The following is a 16,724-nucleotide window of genomic DNA, read 5'->3' on the forward strand; positions in this document are numbered from 1 at the left end:
AGGATCCGATGACCCATCTCGGCGAGCGCCGCGAGCGTGTTCTGCGACGTCGTCGATTTGCCGATGCCGCCCTTGCCGTAGAATGCGATTTGTCGAAGTGATGACATTCTGCTCTCCATCAACCGATTGCCAATGTCCCGCATGCGCCTTGCATCGCGAGACCGCGTCCTCTCTCCAGAACCGGCAGACGGGTTATTGGGAAGGAGAGCATCGCTCGTCCGAAGCGTCGGCGTGCACTCAGCCCTCAACCATTGCCTGAGCCCAGTTTTGCAACGGCTGTGCCAGAGCTTTGGAATCGTTAAAAAGGCCATGTTTTGAAAGAGATGCGGCCAAGCTCGGCGCTAGGATGGACTTGTTGCAAATCCGACATCGGGGGTTTCCACCCGACGCTCCCGCGCCGTGCTGTCCGAAACGACACATGCCGCCGCGGCTCCGAGCGGCGCTTCCGTAGAGAACACCGCGGAGCGCTCGCGGGGGGCCGGTCAGGAGCGGCGGTACGGAGTTTGCTTGATGCAGATCAAACCCGCTTTCGAACGGGCCAGCAGGAGTACTTTTGATGGCGAGCAAGGCGCGCGTCTTTGTCATTGAAGCCGATCAGGTGATCCGCTCGGCGCTCGGCTACATTCTCAGTGAGCGTCACGAGACCTTCACCTTCGCGGAGACCGCCGACGCTTTGACCAAGGCGGCACGGACCTCGCCCGACGCCGTCCTCATCGGGATGAGCATCCTGGAGGACGACGGCGCCGAGACGGTCGGCATGCTCGCCCGGAAGATGCATCAGGCCGGCATCATCGTGGTCGCGGGATCGCCCCGGTCGCCGCTCGCGCTGGCCGGCCTGCGGCAGGGCGCGGAAGCCATCATCGCCAAGCCAATCACCTTCGACGGGGTCACGCACGCGGTCGATTCCGTGCTGGCGCGGCGCGGCAGCGAGCCTGACATGACGGCATAGCTGGCCCCGCATCTACGGAGATCGGCCGATGACGAGGAGAGGATGATGTTGAGGATGACCCAGACTGCGACGCCGGGGATACCGGACATCGAGGACATCGTCGAGAATTTCGCGCTGCTCGACGACTGGGACGACCGCTACCGCTACGTGATCGAGCTCGGCCGCGGCCTGCCGCCGCTGCCTGACGCCGACCGCAATGATGGCAACAAGGTGCAGGGCTGCACCAGCCAGGTCTGGCTCGCCACCGCCGTGCGGCACGACGCCGCCGCGCCCGTGCTGCACTTCGTCGGCGACAGCGACGCGCACATCGTGCGTGGCCTGGTCGCGATCCTCCTGGCGATGGTCTCCGGCCGCACCGCGCCGGACGTTCTCGCCGCCGATCCGATCGCCCTGTTCGAGAAGCTGGGCCTGCGCGAGCATCTCACGCCCCAGCGCTCCAACGGCTTCCGCTCGATGGTCAGCCGCATCAAGGCCGATGCGCAGGCGGCGATGGCTGCGGCGGCGTAGGTTTTGATTTGTTGCTTTGATGAAGCCGCTATAGCGCGGCACATTCAGTCTTCGCCTCTCCCCGCGTGCGGGGAGAGGCCGGATTGCATCGAAGATGCAATCCGGGTGAGGGGGACTCTCCGCGAGTCTGGTGCGTGTGGAGAGTCCCCCTCACCCCAACCCTCTCCCCGCAAGCGGGGCGAGGGAGCGCACCGCCAGCTTGGCGAATGCTCGATTCCAACTCGCCAGATGCGAGTCAGTAGGAACTCTGCCAGGACAGAGCGAGTGCTCTTAAGAGAAAAACTCCTGTGCCTTCTTCAGCGCACGGACCAGCACATCCACCTCGTCGCGCGTGTTGTACATCGCGAACGACGCGCGGCAGGTTGCGGTGACGCCAAAACGCTCCAGCAGCGGCATGGCGCAATGGGTGCCAGCGCGGACCGCGACGCCGGAGCGGTCGATGACGGTGGCGAAGTCGTGGGCGTGGGCGCCCTGCATCTCGAACGAGACGATCGCGCCCTTGTCGGCGGCGTTGCCGATGATGCGCAGCGAGTTGATTTCGCGCAGCTGCTCGGTGGCGTAGGTGACGAGATCATGCTCATGCGCCGCGATGCGCTGCTTGCCGATCGAGGCAACGTAGTCGATCGCGGCGCCCAGCCCGGCGGCCTCCACGATCGGCGGCGTGCCCGCCTCGAAGCGGTGCGGCGGATCGCCATAGGTGACCCAGTCCCGCGAGACCTCGCGGATCATCTCGCCGCCGCCGTTGAACGGCGGCATCGCCGCCAGCAGCTCGCGCTTGCCATAGAGCGCGCCGATGCCGGTGGGGCCATAGATCTTGTGGCCGGTGATGCAGTAGAAATCCGCGTCGAGATCGCGGACATCGACCTCCATGTGCACGGCCGCCTGCGAACCGTCGACCAGCACGGGAATGCCGCGCGCATGCGCGATGCGGATGACCTCCTTGACCGGGACGACGGTGCCGAGCACGTTCGACATCTGCGTCATCGCCACCATCCTGGTGCGCGGCGTCAGCAGCTTCTCGAACTCGTCGAGCAGGAAGTTGCCGTCGCCGTCGACGGGAGCCCATTTGATCACGGCGCCCTGCCGCTCCCGGAGGAAATGCCAGGGGATGATGTTGGCGTGGTGCTCCATGATCGACAGCACGATCTCGTCGCCCGGCCCGATCCGCTCGCGCCCGAAGGTCTGCGCCACCAGATTGACCGCCTCGGTGGCGCCGCGCGTGAAGATGATCTGCTCCGGACTTTCGGCATTGAGGAACGTCGCGACCTTGGCGCGGGCGCCCTCGTAGGCCTCGGTGGCGGCGTTCGCGAGATAATGCAGGCCGCGATGCACGTTGGCGTATTCGGACGTGTAGACTTGGTTCATCCGGTCGAGCACCGCCTGCGGCTTCTGCGCTGACGCGGCGTTGTCGAGATAGACCAGCGGCTTGCCGTGGACCTGCATGCCGAGGATCGGGAAATCCGCGCGGATGCGGCCAACGTCGTAGCCGCTTCCCTGCACCGCTGCATGCATCACCTACTCCCGTTGTCCGAGCCAGCCCAGCATCGCCTCCGTCAGCGCCGCCCGCACGCTCTCATTGGCAGCGCCCTCGATGATCTCGCCGACGAAGGCCTGGATCAGCAGCGCCTTGGCTTCCTTCGGCGGAATGCCGCGCGCCATCAGATAGAACAGCAGCTCGTCATCGATCGCGCCGGTCGTGGTGCCGTGGCCGCATTGCACATCGTCGGCGAAGATTTCGAGCTCCGGCTTGCTGTCGGCTTCGGCCTCGTCGGACAACAGCAGCGCCCGTGACATCATCTTGGCGTCGGTCTTCTGCGCGCCGGGGCTGACCGTGATCTTGCCCTGGAACACCGCGCGCGCGGTGTCGCCGACGACAGCCTTGAAGGTCTCGCGGCTCTGGCAGTTCTCGGCGGCATGCTCGATCGCCAAGGTCGTGTCGGCATGCTGGGCGCCGGACAGCAGCGATCCGCCGCGGATGTCGGCTACGGTGCCCTCGCCCGCGATGTGCACGAACAGCTGGCTGCGCACCAGGCTGCCACCGGTGACGAAGCCGAGCTGATTGAAGGTCGCGCGCGCGCCGATATTGGCGAGCAGCGAGGAGATGTGCAGCGCGCTGTTGCCCTCCCGGGTCACCTTGATATGGTCGATCCGCGCCTCGTCGCCGACGACGAGCTGCATCGCGGTGTTGACCTGATATTCGCTGCCGTCGGGCCCCTGATGCGACTCGACGATGGTGGCGCTGGCCCCAGTTCCGATATTGACCAGCGACCGCGTGTACATCGAGGTTGCGACCCAGTTCGTCGTGACGAACGCGACGTGGATTGGCCGGCTCAGCGCTGTGCCCGGCGCCACCAGGATCACGACGCCATTGGCAGCCAGCGCGGTGTTGAGCGCCAGCGCCGGATCGTCGTCCGGCACGACCGGACCGAGCCGCTGCGACAGCAGCGGCTTGTCGGCCGCGAGCGCGTCGGCCATCGGCTGGATGGTGAGGCCGGGCTCGAGATCGGCGAGGTCGGACAACTCGGGCACGAAGGCACCGTCAACGATCATCAGCTTGCGGAAGCCGGTGCCCGCGAACAGGTCGCTCGCCTCGCGCGCCTTGGTCTTGGCGGCGTCATCGGGCAGTGAGGCCAGCCGCTTGGCCTCCTTCATCTGCGTGCGCAGATCGGTGTAGCGCCAGGCCTCGACGCGCCGATGCGGCAGGCCGACCGCGTTGAAGCGGTCAAAAGCGGCGGCGCGCACCGCCGTGATCTCCTCGCCGCCCGGCAGATAACGGCGGGCGCCCTGGTACAGATCGGCCAGCCCGAGCTCGGCCTTGGTCTTGCGGATCGCGACGCCCATGCTCGTGCTCCGCCCTACGCCGCTTCGCTCTGATACTGGGCGTAACCGGTCGCCTCGAGCTCGCGCGCGAGGTCCGCGGTCCCGGTGCGGACGATGCGGCCCGCCGCGAAGACGTGAACGATGTCGGGCACGATGTAGTCGAGCAGCCGCTGATAGTGGGTGATGACGATCATGCCCCGCTCGGCCGAGCGCAGCGCATTGACGCCGCTGGCGACGACCTTCAGCGCGTCGATGTCGAGACCGGAGTCAGTCTCGTCGAGCACGCAGAGCGAGGGCTGCAGCAGCGCCATCTGCAGGGTCTCGTTGCGCTTCTTCTCGCCGCCGGAGAAGCCGACATTGAGCGGCCGCTTCAGCATGTCGGCGTCGATGTTGAGCGTCTTGGCGATCTCGCGCACGCGCTTGATAAGATCCGGCGACGACAGCTCCTCTTCGCCGCGCGCCTTGCGCTGGGCGTTGAAGGCGGCCCGCAGGAACGTCAAGGTCGCGACACCCGGGATCTCCAGCGGATATTGGAACGCCAGGAACACGCCCTTGGCGGCGCGCTCATCGGCCTCCATTGCCAAGAGGTCCTCGCCGTTGAGATAGACCTCACCGGCGGTGACCTCGTAGCCGGGCTTGCCGGCGAGCACGTAGGACAGCGTCGACTTGCCGGCACCGTTCGGCCCCATGATGGCGTGGATCTCGCCCTTGTTCACGGTCAGGTCCAGGCCCTGGATGATCTTCCGTCCGCCGGCGATCTCGGCATGGAGCCCCTTGATTTCGAGCAAGGCCGTCATCGAACACTCCTTGTGATGTTGTCGCCGCGCGACGCCGTCATCCAACCGAACCTTCCAGCGAGATCGAGATCAGCTTCTGCGCCTCGACCGCGAACTCCATCGGCAGCTGCTGCAGCACGTCCTTGACGAAGCCGTTGACGACGAGCCCAACCGCCTCTTCCTGCGACAGACCGCGCTGGATGCAGTAGAACAGCACGTCCTCAGAGATCTTGGACGTCGTCGCCTCGTGCTCGAACACCGCCGACGAGTTCTTGGCCTCGATGTAGGGTACGGTGTGCGCGCCGCATTTGTCGCCGATCAGCAGCGAATCGCAGGCGGTGAAGTTGCGGGCGCCAGAGGCCTTGCGATGGGCGCTGACGAGGCCGCGATAGGTGTTCTGCGACTTTCCGGCGGCGATGCCCTTGGAGATGATCCGGCTCGACGTGTTCTTGCCGAGATGGATCATCTTGGTCCCCGAGTCGACCTGCTGGAAGCCGTTGGAGATCGCGATCGAGTAGAACTCGCCGCTGGAATTGTCGCCGCGCAGGATGCAGCTCGGATATTTCCACGTGATCGCCGATCCGGTCTCGACCTGGGTCCAGGAGATCTTGGAATTGGTGCCGCGGCAGTCGCCGCGCTTGGTGACGAAATTATAGATGCCGCCGACGCCCTCCGAATTGCCAGGGTACCAGTTCTGCACCGTCGAGTACTTGATCTCGGCATCATCCAGCGCGACCAGCTCGACCACGGCGGCGTGCAGCTGGTTCTCGTCGCGCTGGGGTGCCGTGCAGCCCTCGAGATAGGAGACGTAGGCACCCTTGTCGGCGATGATCAGCGTGCGCTCGAACTGGCCGGTGTTGCGCTCGTTGATGCGGAAATACGTGGACAGCTCCATCGGGCAGCGCACGCCCGGCGGGATGTAGACGAACGAACCGTCGGAGAACACCGCCGAGTTGAGCGTCGCGAAATAATTGTCGGTCGTCGGCACGACCGTTCCGAGATATTTCTGCACCAGGTCCGGATGCTCGCGCAGCGCCTCGGAGATTGGCATGAAGATCACGCCGGCCTTCTTCAGCTCCTCCTTGAAGGTCGTCGCCACCGAGACCGAATCGAACACGGCATCGACCGCGATCTTGCTGCGCGGCGTGGCCGCCTCGCCATCGGCGTCGGCTTCCGCGCCTCCAGCCGGGCGCTCGACGCCTTCGAGGATCTCGACCTCGCGCAGGGGAATGCCGAGCTTCTCGTAGGTCTTGAGGATCTCCGGGTCGATCTCGTCGAGCGAGGCCACCTTCTTCTTCGGCTTCGGCGCCGCGTAGTAATAGAGATCCTGATAGTCGATCTTCGGGTATCCGACGCGCGCCCAGCTCGGCTCCGTCATGGTCAGCCAGCGGCGATACGCCTCCAGCCGCCATTCCAGCATCCAGGCCGGCTCGTTCTTCTTGGCCGAGATGAAGCGGATGGTGTCTTCCGACAGCCCCTTCGGAGCCTTCTCGGATTCGATGACGGTCTCGAACCCGTAGCGATATTGATCGACGTCGATGCCCTTGACCCGATCAATGGTCTCCTGAACCGCTGCCATCTCTCACTCCGCTTGCAATGTTTCCGCCGCGGCCCGCGTCAGGCGGGGACGCAGGTGTCCGGCACCGGACAGACGGCGGCGCATTGCGGCGCATCGAAGTGGCCCTCGCACTCCGTGCACTTCTTCGGATCGATGATATACATGTCGTTCTTGAGCCGAATGGCCGCATTCGGGCACTCGAACTCGCAGGCCCCGCAGACCGTGCATTGTGAGGCGATGATCTTGTAGGCCATGTGCAGCTCCCCGCGATCCTTGCGACATCGAGCGATGTCATTCGCGCGATATCTTTCAAGCGCCGTGCCAGAGCGCATTTGGTTGATTTCTAAGGAGGATTCTAAACGTCGCAGGTCGCGGCGAGCTGTCGCTCTCCCGACAGCATGTCGCAAGTGCGACAGGGCGGGAGCAGCGTGTCGTCGGAGTCGAGGTCTCACTGCGCAATTGTCCGATGTCACCTCGCGCGCGAACGCCGGTCGTGACCCAGGTCGCTCCTCCGTCATTCCGGGGCGTGCGCAGCACGAGCCCGGAATCCACCGTGCGGCAGATCGCGCGGCGAAATGGATTCCGGCTCGTCGCGCTTCGCGCGTGCGTCGCCCCGGAATGACGGAGGAGATTGGGGCAACGCCGGAGCGTCAAAGTCCAAACGAAGAAGGGCGCGCTACCGCGCGCCCTTCGATCCCATCAAGCCGCCACCGCTCAGAACCGCTTGACCTCGATGTTGTGCTTCTTCAGCGCGTAACCGATCTGACGCGGCGTGAGGCCGAGCAGGCGGGCGGCCTTGGCCTGGACCCAGCCGGACCGCTCCATCGCCTGCACGATTCGGTCGCGCTCCGGCACGGCGCCGCCCTCCGAACTATCGGAATACTCGCCGTCATCGGCATCGATCGCCGGCAACTCGACGGGAGCCTCGACCGGCGCCGAGGTCCGCGGCAGGATCGGCAGCGGCACGATCGGCTGGCCGCGCGGCGGCGGCGGGGTCACCGTGTTGCCCTTCCACAGGATCGCCGACATGCACTCGTTGCGGCTGCAGGCGAAGTCGTCCATACCGATCGCCGAGCCCGTCGCCATGGTCGCGGTCCGTTGCACGCAGTTCTCCAGCTCGCGCACGTTGCCGGGGAAGCCGCAATGCATCAGCACCTCGATCGCGCTGACGTCGAACGTCAGATCGCGCTCGTTCTCGCAATTGAAGCGGCGCAGGAACTCGCGCGCCAGCTGCGGAATGTCGCTGCGACGCTCGCGCAGCGGCGGCAGTTTGATGGGCACCACGCTGATCCGGTAGTAGAGGTCGGCGCGGAACTCGTTGCGCGACACCGCCTCCTCGAGGTTGCGGTTGGTGGCGGTGACGATGCGGACATCGACCTTGATGGTCTGGTTGCCGCCGACGCGCTCGAACTCCTGCTCCTGCAACACCCGCAAGAGCTTGGCCTGGAACGCCGGCGAGATCTCGCCGATCTCGTCGAGGAACAAGGTGCCCTTGTCGGCCAGCTCGAAGCGGCCTTTGCGCGCGTTGATCGCACCGGTGAAGGCGCCCTTCTCGTGGCCGAACAGCTCCGACTCCAGCACCGTCTCCGGCAATGCGGCGCAGTTGATCTTGATGAACGGCCGCTTCGCGCGATTGGACAGTTCATGGATCGCCTTCGCCACCAGCTCCTTGCCGGTGCCGGATTCGCCCCGCAACAGCACCGGCGCATTCGACTTGGCGACGACGTTGATCTTTTCCAACAGTGCGCGCAGCGCCGGGCTGTCGCCGACGATGCCGTCGACCAGCACCTTCTTGCGATCCTTCGGCGCCGGCTTCAGCTCCGACAGCTCCTTCTGCAGCCGGTGGCTTTCCGCCATCAGCCGCTCGCGGTCCCGCGCGACGACCCGATGAAGCTTGATGGTCTGGCCGATCAGGTTGGCGACCATGGTCAGAAAGCGGACGTCGGAATCGAGCCGGAACACGGCGCGGCCGTCCCAGACACGGTCGATCGTCAGCGTGCCGACGACGCGCTGGTCGATGCGGATGGGAACGCCGAGGAAGGAGACGCGGGTGTCGGCGCAGGCGCCGAGCGTGATCGCGTCGGCGGCGCTGAAGGCGGGATGATCGGCGACGTTCTCCGCGATCAGCGGCACGGCGGTGGCGACGATCTGGTCGATCGCCTTCTGCGGCAGACGTTCGCGATAACGCTGATCGCTGCCTTCGCTCCACCCGGCCCCGACTGCGAGATCGGGAATGCCGTCATCGGCGAGCAGCGACACCACGCCGTGGCGCATCTGCATGAAGGACTGCAGCAGGTTGACGACGTTGGCGAGGGTGATCTCCAGCCGCGTCGGCGCGGCGAGGATTTTCGAGATCTCGAAAATTCCGGTCAGCGCGATCTCGCTGAGCGGGATCGGCGCGGCGTTGGACCTGACGTCCTGAGCTTCGACCTGACGTGTTTCCGTTTGGACCATGGTCGCTTCTCTGATCGTCACGAACGCCTTGGTAAAGCCGCCCGTGATTGTAGGTGTTCTAACATCCTCCCTTAACTGCAGATGATTGTCGTGCCTAACTTTGCTGCATTGCCGCAGAAGTAGTGTGCAACGGACAGGCCAGAAAAGCTGCAGGCTTTCATGATGTTAACAAATTAGTTTACACCCGTCGCGATGCGTGCATTGCACGTCCGCACGGGCGGCAAAACGGTGCGCCTGACGATTTCGCGTTGTCTACTCGACACCTGATAGCTGCGCATCCGCCGGCCTGTTTGCGACCGGATCGCAACGGACGACACCTGAACACCAACTTTCCACTTGCGGCCCGCCGCTCGTCTCCTTGCGGCCAGCCACGGCATGACGCGTTCACATCCGCGTGTCGGCCGCGCGCGGCGGTGATCAACCTAGAGGTGCTGCCCCCCATTGATCTGAATCTCCTCGCCGGTCACGTAGCTCGCCGCATCCGAGCACAGGAAGAACAGCACCTTGGCGACCTCTTCCGGCGCGCCGATCCGGCGCATCGGAATCAGCGGCGAGAACCGCGCCTCGGTCTCCGGCGACACCATTTCGGTCTTGATCTCGCCTGGGGCGATGGCGTTGACGCGGATGCCATGCGGCGCGAAATCGTGCGCCATCTCGCGGGTCAGGCAGGCGAGCGCCGCCTTCGAGGTCGCATAGGCGGTGCCCGCAAACGGATGGACGCGGGTGCCGACGATCGACGTCACGTTGACGACCGCGCCCTGCCCGCGCTTCAGCTCCTCGAACAGCCCGCGCGCGAGCAGGATCGGTCCGAGAAAGTTGACGTGAAAGACGGTCATCCAGGTCTCGACCGAGGTCGCGAGCGAATCCAGCCGGCCACCGTCCTCGGCCTTCGGCGAGATCGCCGCATTGTTGATCAGGGCATGCAGCGGCGCGCCGTCGAGCCGCTGCTTGATGTCGGCAATCGCACGCGGGATCGCCTTGCGATCGCTGAGATCGACCTGGACGTGATTGTCGGGACCGGCGTCCCACGGACAGCGGCCGCCGTCGAACGGCTGGCGCGAGCAGGTGATGATGCGCCAGCCGGCGTCGGAGAACAGCTTTGCGGTCGCATGACCGATGCCGCGCGAGCCGCCGGTCAGCACGAGCGTTTTCTGCTCGGCGCGCGCGGGCCGCTCGGCGGCCGCCACGTCTCGATGGAACGGGCACGCCGTGATGGTCTGAGCCGCCTCCATGGCGGGATCGCGGACGTCCTGGTCGAGATCGAGGCTCACCTCATCCGTCCTGATCCTGCGCCGCAACGCCACCAGGACGCCGGCTGCCAAGCTTCGGCTGCTGCCTTTGCCGCAGACGTGATCTGGGCGCAGGCTCCGTAACGATCGGAAATACCAGGGGTATCGCCATGCGCCGGTTGTGCAGATTCCGGGCCAGCGAAAACGGCGGGCAAAGCAGCTTTTCCTGTCGGGTTCGCGACAGATTGGCGGGTTCTGGACACATCCAGCGTCGGCTTTTGTGCCGCGTCCTTTGCAGGACCTTCACAGAGCGATCGTTTTCAGAACGATGCCTGATGGTCCAACTCTTGCTCGACGGATCTGATCATTCGAACTGGAAGACCGCTTGTCAGTCGCACGACCGACAGCCACGAGACGCCAACACCGTATGGACCAGGACATGGGGACGAATGCAGTGCGCTTCGCCGTGGTCCTCGGGACCAACGATGTCGCGTCGGCGATCGGCGTGCATCTGCATCGTGCGGGCTTCTGCGTGGTGCTGTCGCATGATCCCAATCCGCCGGTCATGCGCCGTAAGATGGCGTTTCACGACGCCCTGTTCGGCGACACGGTCCGCATCGAGAACGTGACGGGCGAGCGCATCGAGAGCACGATGGAGGTGTTCAAGGCGCTCGGCAATCCCCGGCACGTCCTTGTCACTCCACTCGGGTTGCTCGATCTCCTGCCGGTCCGTACCATCGACGTCCTGATCGACGCGCGGATGCAGCGGCGCGCGGTGACCCCGAATTTGCGCGGCATGACGCGGCTCTCGATCGGCATCGGTCCGGGCTTCTCGCCATCAGCCAATTGCGATATCGTAATCGAGACTCGGCCGGGCCGGCTCGGCCAGATCGTGCGCGAGGGCTGGACGCTGGCAACGGATGACGTCGGCGCGCTCGTCGGTGTCGAGCGCCTGGTGCATTCGCCGCATGAGGGCCGATGGCATACCCCGATCGAGATCGGCACGCGCATCTACAAGGGCTTCGTGATCGGCCATCTCTCCGGCGCACCGGTCACGGCGCCCTATGACGGCATCCTGCGCGGCATCGTCCGCGACGGCAGCGACGTGCCGGCCGGCATCGCGCTCGCCGAGGTCGATCCACGCGGCCGTCATGCGCAGTGGACCGGGATCGATGCGCAGGGACAGGCGCTCGCCCAGGCGACGTTGGCCGCAATACGGCTGCACGCCGCGAACCGCATCGGGACGAGCACGAGCGTGCCCGCGCATCAGGTCGCTTCGAACGATTCTGACTAGCCCGCGCCGTGCGCGCCGACCTTGGCATCCCGGTTGCTTATCGTTTGCAGGAGCGAGCAACAGCCATGATCATCTGTTCCTGCAACGTCATCAGCGACACGGCCATTCGCGACATCGTCACGGCGGCCGACATCGTCTTCGGCTCGCCGGCGCAAGTGTATGATTGTCTCGGCTGCACGGTCCAATGCGGCCTCTGCTCGCGCTCGGTGAAGCGGATCCTCGACGAGCGGCAGGGTGATACGGCCGCTGCGGCGGTGTGGCCGGTGCAGGCCGAGCCCGCGCCGTGCGCGATGATGTCCGCCGCGTAGCACCGGCATGCGTATGACGTGCCGACGCACGGACTTGTCGGATATCGGACAAATGCGACAGCAGACGACGTGCACTGGTCCTCAGATGAACGGCTTGCCGCCGGTGACGGCGACCGTCGTCCGCCGGGGCGGCGTTCCTGCCGCCGCGGCGCGCGGATCGCGCGGAACGTGAGCACACCGCGCGCATTGCCCTGATGCGAACAGCGAGAGGATCAGGCGATGGCAAAAGACCTCCCCATCAACGGACGCGAGCCCGACCGCTCGGAGGACGACATCCAGCGCGATCAGCTCGGCCCGCGCGGCGTGCCGGGCGCGAAGGATCCGGCGAAGATGACGCCGCAGCGCGACAAGAAGACGCCGGATGATGTCGATCCGGGTCACACCGCGTGACGGCACGGGTCCCCGTCAACGGAGAGACGCCTTCATCTCGGCGTTGTTCATCTCATCCTTGCTGAGGCGATACGGACCATGGTCCCGGCTGCGGCCGGCCCCTCCCTCCTTCCCTTGAAGGGCAGAGAGAGGCAGCGCTGCGGCTCGCAACGACGGCCGGGTTGAACGAGGCCTTCCTCGACACTGCCGGAGTTCATCGATCGCGCGAGAGCGGCCACCTCCGCCCACCTCAATGCGTTTTGCTCTCGCCCCACTTCTCGAGGTCCTTCGCCGCTTCCGAGCGCTGCTCCTTCTCGGGCTTCTCGGCCCAGGGCTTGTCGGTCTGCTTCATCGAGCCCCAGTCGCTTTCCTGGCGCGGATCGTCCTTCGGCGTTTCCTTGCTCATCAGTTCGTCCTTTTTTCTGCTCGCACTCACCCCGGCAGGATCGTCGGCGGCGGCGCCGTCGCCTCGTCGTGAAGCTCGCTCATCTCGCCGATCTCACGCTCGGCCTGATACCAGAACTCATCCTCGCGGCCGTCAGGCCGGCCGGCCTGCTCCCAGAGCTGGTGAGCGCGCCTGCGAATCCTCTCCTGAAGTTCAGTGTCGCTGGTCCGGTCCATGGTTCTCCCTCGCATGAGGCTGCGTCGGCGGCGTGACCTTGCGTGGCAATCATCCGAACGAGACGAAGTTCCAAGGCACGGCGCGCACGGGCGATCCGCCGCAGCGGCGCGGCGAGAGAACGCGGCGCACCGCCTCTTCAGCTCAGATTGCCCGGCATGAAGCAGCGGATGGAAGTGCCGAGCGATCCCTTGATCGGCCACACCATGGTGCGCCCGGCACGGTTGGGCTCCGTGATGACGGCATCGTCCGGCACGACGATCCATTGACCGTCGAGCCGCACCCGGTAATGCGTGCCTTCGAGGTCCCAATCCGGATCGGACACCGCGAAGCCGTCGGCGTCCGAACAGCACGGGCCGCGACCGCTTCTGAGGCTGTCGAACCAGCCCTTGAGCGGCGAGTTGGCGTAGCGGCCGTCGTCACGCGCGACGGCATTGTGGAACGACAGCGCGGCCAGCAAGGCTGCGCCGCTCAGCACAGGCAAGGTTCTGGACATCCGATCACCGCGAGCTGCCGGCGCGTGCTCCGGATTGCGGCTCACGCCCATCGCAAGTAGCTCGTTGAATGCGCCGTCCGTTCGTTGGTTCCTAGCCCACGGCTCACGCTGCGTCCGCCGGCACCATGGCCTCGATCGTGACGCCCGTGCCGGTAGAAGCCACCGTCAGCGTGCCGCCGAGCGCCAGCAGCCGCTCGCGCATGCCGGTGAGGCCGAATCCGAGCTTGTGCTCCGGGCTGAACCCGCGGCCGTCGTCGCGGACGCGCACCCGCGTGTAGCTGCGGCGATGACCGGCCGTGGTCTGCTGCAGCGGCTCGATGGTGACGTCGACCGTGGTGGCCTCGGCGTGGCGGAACACGTTGGTCAGCGCTTCCTGCACCACCCGGTAGATCGTCAGCTCCGCCGTCTCATTGCTGCGCGCGACCGTTTCGGTGAACTTGGTCTCGATCGCGACCTCGGGCCGCGACTCCCGCCACAGCCGCACCAATGCGCCGAGCGCTTCGCGCAGGCCCAGCTCGGCGAGACCGACGGGCCGCAGCCGCTCGAGGATGCGGCGGTTGAACTGCTGCACGGCGTTGACCTGGTCGAGGATCGCCTGGCCGTGCCGGCGCATCGCCGCGACGTCGAGCGTCGCAGCGTCCGGCAAGCGCATCAGCGCGCTGGCATGGGCGCGCAGCGCGAACAGATGCGGCCCGAACTCGTCGTGCAGCTCGCGCGCGATCTCCTTGCGCTCGTGGTCCTGCAGCGACACCGTGCGCTCGGCCAGGCGACGCTTCTCCTCCACCGCCTCACCGAGCGCGCCGGCGAGATGGTTGAGCTTGGCGCAGAGCGCCGCGAGCTCGGGCGCGCCGCCCGGCTTGACGCGGGTATCGTAGGCGCCGGCCTCGATCTGGCTCATCGCGTCCGACAGATCCGAAAGCGGCGCCAGCGCGCGACCCACCACGAGCATGGTGATCGCAAACAACGCCAGCCCGACCAGCGAGCCGACGACGAGCTGGGTGACGATGCCGTCCCAGATCTCCGCGATCTCGTCGTCGGGGTGCGACGTGATCACCAGCGTTTCGCTCCGCCCCGCGACGATGACCGGCATGCTCACCGAGGTCTTGTCGGGATGCACCAGTGCGATGAACCATGCCGGCGCCGCGCGGCCGACGCCCGGAGAGGGCGGCGTCTGCGCCGGCATGCCCTGCCGCCTCACGCTGACGTGACGAAGCTGTCGGAGATCGCCGACGATCCGATCGAGGCGCGCGCTCGGATCCGGCGCGTCGTTGACCTCGTCCATGATGGTCTCGACGAAGGCCCGCGTCAGGCGGATGACGCTCTGGTCCTCCGCCAGCACGCGCGGCGCCGCCTCCAGCACGAGACGGCCGATGTTGATGGCGAGGCCCAGCGTCAGCAGCAGCGCCAGCAGCACGTTGATGCGGGTCCGCAACGACCAATTCTGCCACATTCTCTCCGCCTCACGGCCACCGTGTTTCATACGCACTCACATTGACAGACAAATCCGCCGGCGATCTAATTGCAACATCATGCAATATCGCGCAGCATGCATCCATGATGCATCGCAACAATGACGCGAGTTGGAAGTCCGGGACCCCAAGGCCATGCGCGTACTGATCGTCGATGACCATCCCATTGTGGCATCAGGCTGCCGGGCCCTGCTCTCGACCGATCCGGACCTCGAGCTGCTCGAAGCCGCCGATGCCGAGAGCGGCGAAGCCAGCTTCATCGCGCGCCGGCCGGACGTCTGCGTCGTCGACATCAACCTGCCGACCGTCTCCGGCTTCGAGCTCGCGCGGCGCATCCTCGCCCACGATGCCAATGCCCGGTTGATCATGTTCAGCATGAACGACGATCCGGTGTTCGCCGCGCGCGCCATCGACATCGGCGCCAAGGGCTACGTCTCGAAGAGCGGCGATCCGAACGATCTCGCCGAGGCGATCCGCGAGGTCGCCCGCGGCGGCAGCTATCTGCCGCCTGCGATCGCGCGCAGCATCGCCTTCGCGGGCGCCGCGGTCGCGCAGAGCCCGCTGGCGAAACTGACCTCGCGGGAGCTCGAGATCCTTCGCCTGCTCAGCGCCGGCAAGAGCCTGTCGGAGATTGCCTGGCTGATCCACTCGTCCTACAAGACCGTCGCCAACACCTCCTCGATCATCCGCCAGAAGCTCGGCGTGCGAACATCCGGCGAGTTGGTGCGTTTGGCGATCGAGAACGGCGTCGCTTGACTCGTCCCGATTGAACGACGCAGCCTGACACGCGTTGGCGGCACGCGCGCCAGCGGCCCGACATCATTGCCGAACAGGTGATCCCATGACCCTCACGACCGTCTCCCAGAACAAGTCCCATGGCGGCGTCCAGGGCGTCTACCGCCACGCCAGCCAGGAGACCAAGACCGAGATGACGTTCTCGGTGTTCGTGCCGCCGCATGCCGACGGCGCGAAGCTGCCGGTCGTCTGGTATCTCTCCGGCCTGACCTGCACCCACGCCAACGTCACCGAGAAGGGCGAGTTTCGTGCCGCCTGCGCCGAGCTCGGCCTGGTCTTCGTGGCGCCCGACACCTCGCCGCGCGGCGACGGCGTGCCGGGCGATCCCAACAATGCCTATGATTTCGGTCTCGGCGCCGGCTTCTATGTCGACGCGACCGAGGCGCCGTTCGCGAAGAACTACCGGATGTGGAGCTACATCACCGAGGAGCTGCCGAGCGTGGTCGCGGCGAACTTCCCGGTCGATCCGCGCCGCCAGTCGGTGATGGGCCACTCGATGGGCGGCCATGGCGCGCTCACGGTGGCGCTGCGCAACCCGGACCGCTACCGCGCGGCCAGCGCGTTCTCGCCGATCGTCGCGCCCTCGCAGGTGCCGTGGGGCGAGAAGGCCTTGGGCGGCTATCTCGGCGCCGACAAGGCGGCGTGGCGCAAGCACGACGCGGTGGCGCTGATCGAGGACGGCGCGCGCGTCTCCGACCTGCTGGTCGATGTCGGCACCGCCGATCAGTTCCTGACGCAGCAGTTGCGCCCGGAGCTGCTCAAGGCGGCCTGCGACAAGGCCCACATCCCGCTGCTGCTGCGCAAGCAGGAGGGCTACGACCACAGCTACTACTTCATCTCGACCTATATGGCCGATCATCTGCGCTGGCACGCGGCGCGGCTCGCACGCTGATATCAGCCGCGGACGTGATTTGCCCGACGGGTGCGATGACGCGCCCGTCGAGGCGATCTTGTCGTGCCCGGTGCCCGGATTCCACGTGCGCGACGACGGGGATTTCGCTCGGCGCCACAAGGCGATCCCAGTGTCCAGCCCGGCGGCGACAAAAATTTCACTTTCGTTTTTCCGGAAATCGTGATTGTC

At 66.0% G+C, this 16,724-nt stretch carries 19 protein-coding genes; 7 read left to right on the top strand and 12 right to left on the bottom strand.

The window, feature by feature from the left end:
- On the bottom strand, positions 1 to 107 hold a 107-nt coding region (locus ACQR0U_RS08960; protein ID WP_434872155.1), incomplete at its 3' end, for an ArsA-related P-loop ATPase.
- 449 nt (positions 108 to 556) lie between these two features.
- On the opposite strand from ACQR0U_RS08960, the gene ACQR0U_RS08965 reads away from it, so the two are divergent.
- Entirely contained in the window at positions 557 to 949 is a 393-nt protein-coding gene (locus ACQR0U_RS08965; protein WP_315752834.1) for a response regulator, read from the top strand.
- 45 nt (positions 950 to 994) lie between these two features.
- On the top strand, positions 995 to 1,456 hold the full coding sequence (locus ACQR0U_RS08970) for a SufE family protein (protein WP_315752833.1): 462 nt from the start codon (positions 995 to 997) through the stop codon (positions 1,454 to 1,456).
- A gap of 270 nt (positions 1,457 to 1,726) precedes the next feature.
- On the opposite strand, the gene ACQR0U_RS08975 is transcribed toward ACQR0U_RS08970, so the two are convergent.
- From ACQR0U_RS08975 to ACQR0U_RS09005, 7 genes are all read right to left on the bottom strand, one after another.
- The gene (locus tag ACQR0U_RS08975; protein ID WP_434843091.1) at positions 1,727 to 2,968 is read right to left on the bottom strand and encodes a cysteine desulfurase; all 1,242 of its coding nucleotides are present in this window, start codon (positions 2,966 to 2,968) and stop codon (positions 1,727 to 1,729) included.
- 3 nt (positions 2,969 to 2,971) lie between these two features.
- Positions 2,972 to 4,297, bottom strand: coding sequence for a Fe-S cluster assembly protein SufD (sufD, locus tag ACQR0U_RS08980; protein WP_434843092.1), 1,326 nt, complete (start codon positions 4,295 to 4,297; stop codon positions 2,972 to 2,974).
- 14 nt (positions 4,298 to 4,311) lie between these two features.
- Positions 4,312 to 5,073, bottom strand: a complete 762-nt coding sequence (gene sufC, locus ACQR0U_RS08985; RefSeq protein WP_315752830.1) for a Fe-S cluster assembly ATPase SufC — start codon at positions 5,071 to 5,073, stop codon at positions 4,312 to 4,314.
- A 37-nt stretch (positions 5,074 to 5,110) separates the two neighbouring features.
- Positions 5,111 to 6,631, bottom strand: coding sequence for a Fe-S cluster assembly protein SufB (sufB, locus tag ACQR0U_RS08990; protein WP_315768880.1), 1,521 nt, complete (start codon positions 6,629 to 6,631; stop codon positions 5,111 to 5,113).
- A 38-nt stretch (positions 6,632 to 6,669) separates the two neighbouring features.
- Positions 6,670 to 6,864 carry a 4Fe-4S dicluster domain-containing protein gene (locus ACQR0U_RS08995; protein WP_008961670.1) on the bottom strand — a complete coding sequence of 65 codons (195 nt, stop codon included), beginning with the start codon at positions 6,862 to 6,864 and terminating at the stop codon, positions 6,670 to 6,672.
- Positions 6,865 to 7,324: 460 nt separating this feature from the next.
- Positions 7,325 to 9,064 (bottom strand): nif-specific transcriptional activator NifA, encoded by a 1,740-nt coding sequence (nifA, locus tag ACQR0U_RS09000; protein ID WP_434843093.1) that lies wholly within the window; start codon positions 9,062 to 9,064, stop codon positions 7,325 to 7,327.
- Positions 9,065 to 9,486: 422 nt separating this feature from the next.
- The gene (locus tag ACQR0U_RS09005; RefSeq protein WP_315752827.1) at positions 9,487 to 10,335 is read right to left on the bottom strand and encodes an SDR family NAD(P)-dependent oxidoreductase; all 849 of its coding nucleotides are present in this window, start codon (positions 10,333 to 10,335) and stop codon (positions 9,487 to 9,489) included.
- 397 nt (positions 10,336 to 10,732) lie between these two features.
- Between ACQR0U_RS09005 and ACQR0U_RS09010 the strand changes: the two genes are divergently transcribed.
- From ACQR0U_RS09010 to ACQR0U_RS09020, 3 genes are all read left to right on the top strand, one after another.
- Entirely contained in the window at positions 10,733 to 11,587 is an 855-nt protein-coding gene (locus ACQR0U_RS09010; protein WP_434843094.1) for a xanthine dehydrogenase, read from the top strand.
- A gap of 65 nt (positions 11,588 to 11,652) precedes the next feature.
- On the top strand, positions 11,653 to 11,895 hold the full coding sequence (locus tag ACQR0U_RS09015) for a (2Fe-2S)-binding protein (protein ID WP_315752825.1): 243 nt from the start codon (positions 11,653 to 11,655) through the stop codon (positions 11,893 to 11,895).
- A gap of 219 nt (positions 11,896 to 12,114) precedes the next feature.
- The gene (locus tag ACQR0U_RS09020; RefSeq protein WP_315713176.1) at positions 12,115 to 12,285 is read left to right on the top strand and encodes a hypothetical protein; all 171 of its coding nucleotides are present in this window, start codon (positions 12,115 to 12,117) and stop codon (positions 12,283 to 12,285) included.
- 229 nt (positions 12,286 to 12,514) lie between these two features.
- On the opposite strand, the gene ACQR0U_RS09025 is transcribed toward ACQR0U_RS09020, so the two are convergent.
- From ACQR0U_RS09025 to ACQR0U_RS09040, 4 genes are all read right to left on the bottom strand, one after another.
- On the bottom strand, positions 12,515 to 12,670 hold the full coding sequence (locus ACQR0U_RS09025) for a hypothetical protein (protein WP_008961662.1): 156 nt from the start codon (positions 12,668 to 12,670) through the stop codon (positions 12,515 to 12,517).
- 26 nt (positions 12,671 to 12,696) lie between these two features.
- Positions 12,697 to 12,885: a DUF2934 domain-containing protein gene (locus ACQR0U_RS09030; protein WP_315713177.1), complete on the bottom strand. Its 189-nt coding sequence runs from the start codon at positions 12,883 to 12,885 to the stop codon at positions 12,697 to 12,699.
- Positions 12,886 to 13,022: 137 nt separating this feature from the next.
- Entirely contained in the window at positions 13,023 to 13,379 is a 357-nt protein-coding gene (locus tag ACQR0U_RS09035; RefSeq protein ID WP_315713178.1) for a hypothetical protein, read from the bottom strand.
- A gap of 103 nt (positions 13,380 to 13,482) precedes the next feature.
- Positions 13,483 to 14,829 carry an ATP-binding protein gene (locus ACQR0U_RS09040; protein ID WP_315768888.1) on the bottom strand — a complete coding sequence of 449 codons (1,347 nt, stop codon included), beginning with the start codon at positions 14,827 to 14,829 and terminating at the stop codon, positions 13,483 to 13,485.
- 154 nt (positions 14,830 to 14,983) lie between these two features.
- Between ACQR0U_RS09040 and ACQR0U_RS09045 the strand changes: the two genes are divergently transcribed.
- Both ACQR0U_RS09045 and fghA read left to right on the top strand, forming a co-directional pair.
- Entirely contained in the window at positions 14,984 to 15,604 is a 621-nt protein-coding gene (locus ACQR0U_RS09045; RefSeq protein WP_315713180.1) for a response regulator transcription factor, read from the top strand.
- 85 nt (positions 15,605 to 15,689) lie between these two features.
- On the top strand, positions 15,690 to 16,535 hold the full coding sequence (gene fghA / locus ACQR0U_RS09050; protein WP_316166062.1) for an S-formylglutathione hydrolase: 846 nt from the start codon (positions 15,690 to 15,692) through the stop codon (positions 16,533 to 16,535).
- Positions 16,536 to 16,724 lie beyond the last annotated feature (189 nt).

This window comes from Bradyrhizobium sp. HKCCYLRH3097 (assembly GCF_051167875.1).
Lineage (GTDB): Bacteria > Pseudomonadota > Alphaproteobacteria > Rhizobiales > Xanthobacteraceae > Bradyrhizobium.

Bases quoted from the DNA above. Each gene is read 5' to 3' on its own strand.
- sufD (WP_434843092.1), bottom strand. From the start codon at position 4,297: ATGGGCGTCGCGATCCGCAAGACCAAGGCCGAGCTCGGGCTGGCCGAT.
- ACQR0U_RS08965 (WP_315752834.1), top strand. From the start codon at position 557: ATGGCGAGCAAGGCGCGCGTCTTTGTCATTGAAGCCGATCAGGTGATC.
- fghA (WP_316166062.1), top strand. From the start codon at position 15,690: ATGACCCTCACGACCGTCTCCCAGAACAAGTCCCATGGCGGCGTCCAG.
- ACQR0U_RS09010 (WP_434843094.1), top strand. From the start codon at position 10,733: ATGGGGACGAATGCAGTGCGCTTCGCCGTGGTCCTCGGGACCAACGAT.
- ACQR0U_RS09015 (WP_315752825.1), top strand. From the start codon at position 11,653: ATGATCATCTGTTCCTGCAACGTCATCAGCGACACGGCCATTCGCGAC.
- sufC (WP_315752830.1), bottom strand. From the start codon at position 5,073: ATGACGGCCTTGCTCGAAATCAAGGGGCTCCATGCCGAGATCGCCGGC.
- ACQR0U_RS09025 (WP_008961662.1), bottom strand. From the start codon at position 12,670: ATGAGCAAGGAAACGCCGAAGGACGATCCGCGCCAGGAAAGCGACTGG.
- ACQR0U_RS09045 (WP_315713180.1), top strand. From the start codon at position 14,984: ATGCGCGTACTGATCGTCGATGACCATCCCATTGTGGCATCAGGCTGC.
- ACQR0U_RS09035 (WP_315713178.1), bottom strand. From the start codon at position 13,379: ATGTCCAGAACCTTGCCTGTGCTGAGCGGCGCAGCCTTGCTGGCCGCG.
- ACQR0U_RS08970 (WP_315752833.1), top strand. From the start codon at position 995: ATGTTGAGGATGACCCAGACTGCGACGCCGGGGATACCGGACATCGAG.
- ACQR0U_RS09020 (WP_315713176.1), top strand. From the start codon at position 12,115: ATGGCAAAAGACCTCCCCATCAACGGACGCGAGCCCGACCGCTCGGAG.
- nifA (WP_434843093.1), bottom strand. From the start codon at position 9,064: ATGGTCCAAACGGAAACACGTCAGGTCGAAGCTCAGGACGTCAGGTCC.
- ACQR0U_RS09030 (WP_315713177.1), bottom strand. From the start codon at position 12,885: ATGGACCGGACCAGCGACACTGAACTTCAGGAGAGGATTCGCAGGCGC.
- ACQR0U_RS08995 (WP_008961670.1), bottom strand. From the start codon at position 6,864: ATGGCCTACAAGATCATCGCCTCACAATGCACGGTCTGCGGGGCCTGC.
- sufB (WP_315768880.1), bottom strand. From the start codon at position 6,631: ATGGCAGCGGTTCAGGAGACCATTGATCGGGTCAAGGGCATCGACGTC.
- ACQR0U_RS09040 (WP_315768888.1), bottom strand. From the start codon at position 14,829: ATGTGGCAGAATTGGTCGTTGCGGACCCGCATCAACGTGCTGCTGGCG.
- ACQR0U_RS08975 (WP_434843091.1), bottom strand. From the start codon at position 2,968: ATGCATGCAGCGGTGCAGGGAAGCGGCTACGACGTTGGCCGCATCCGC.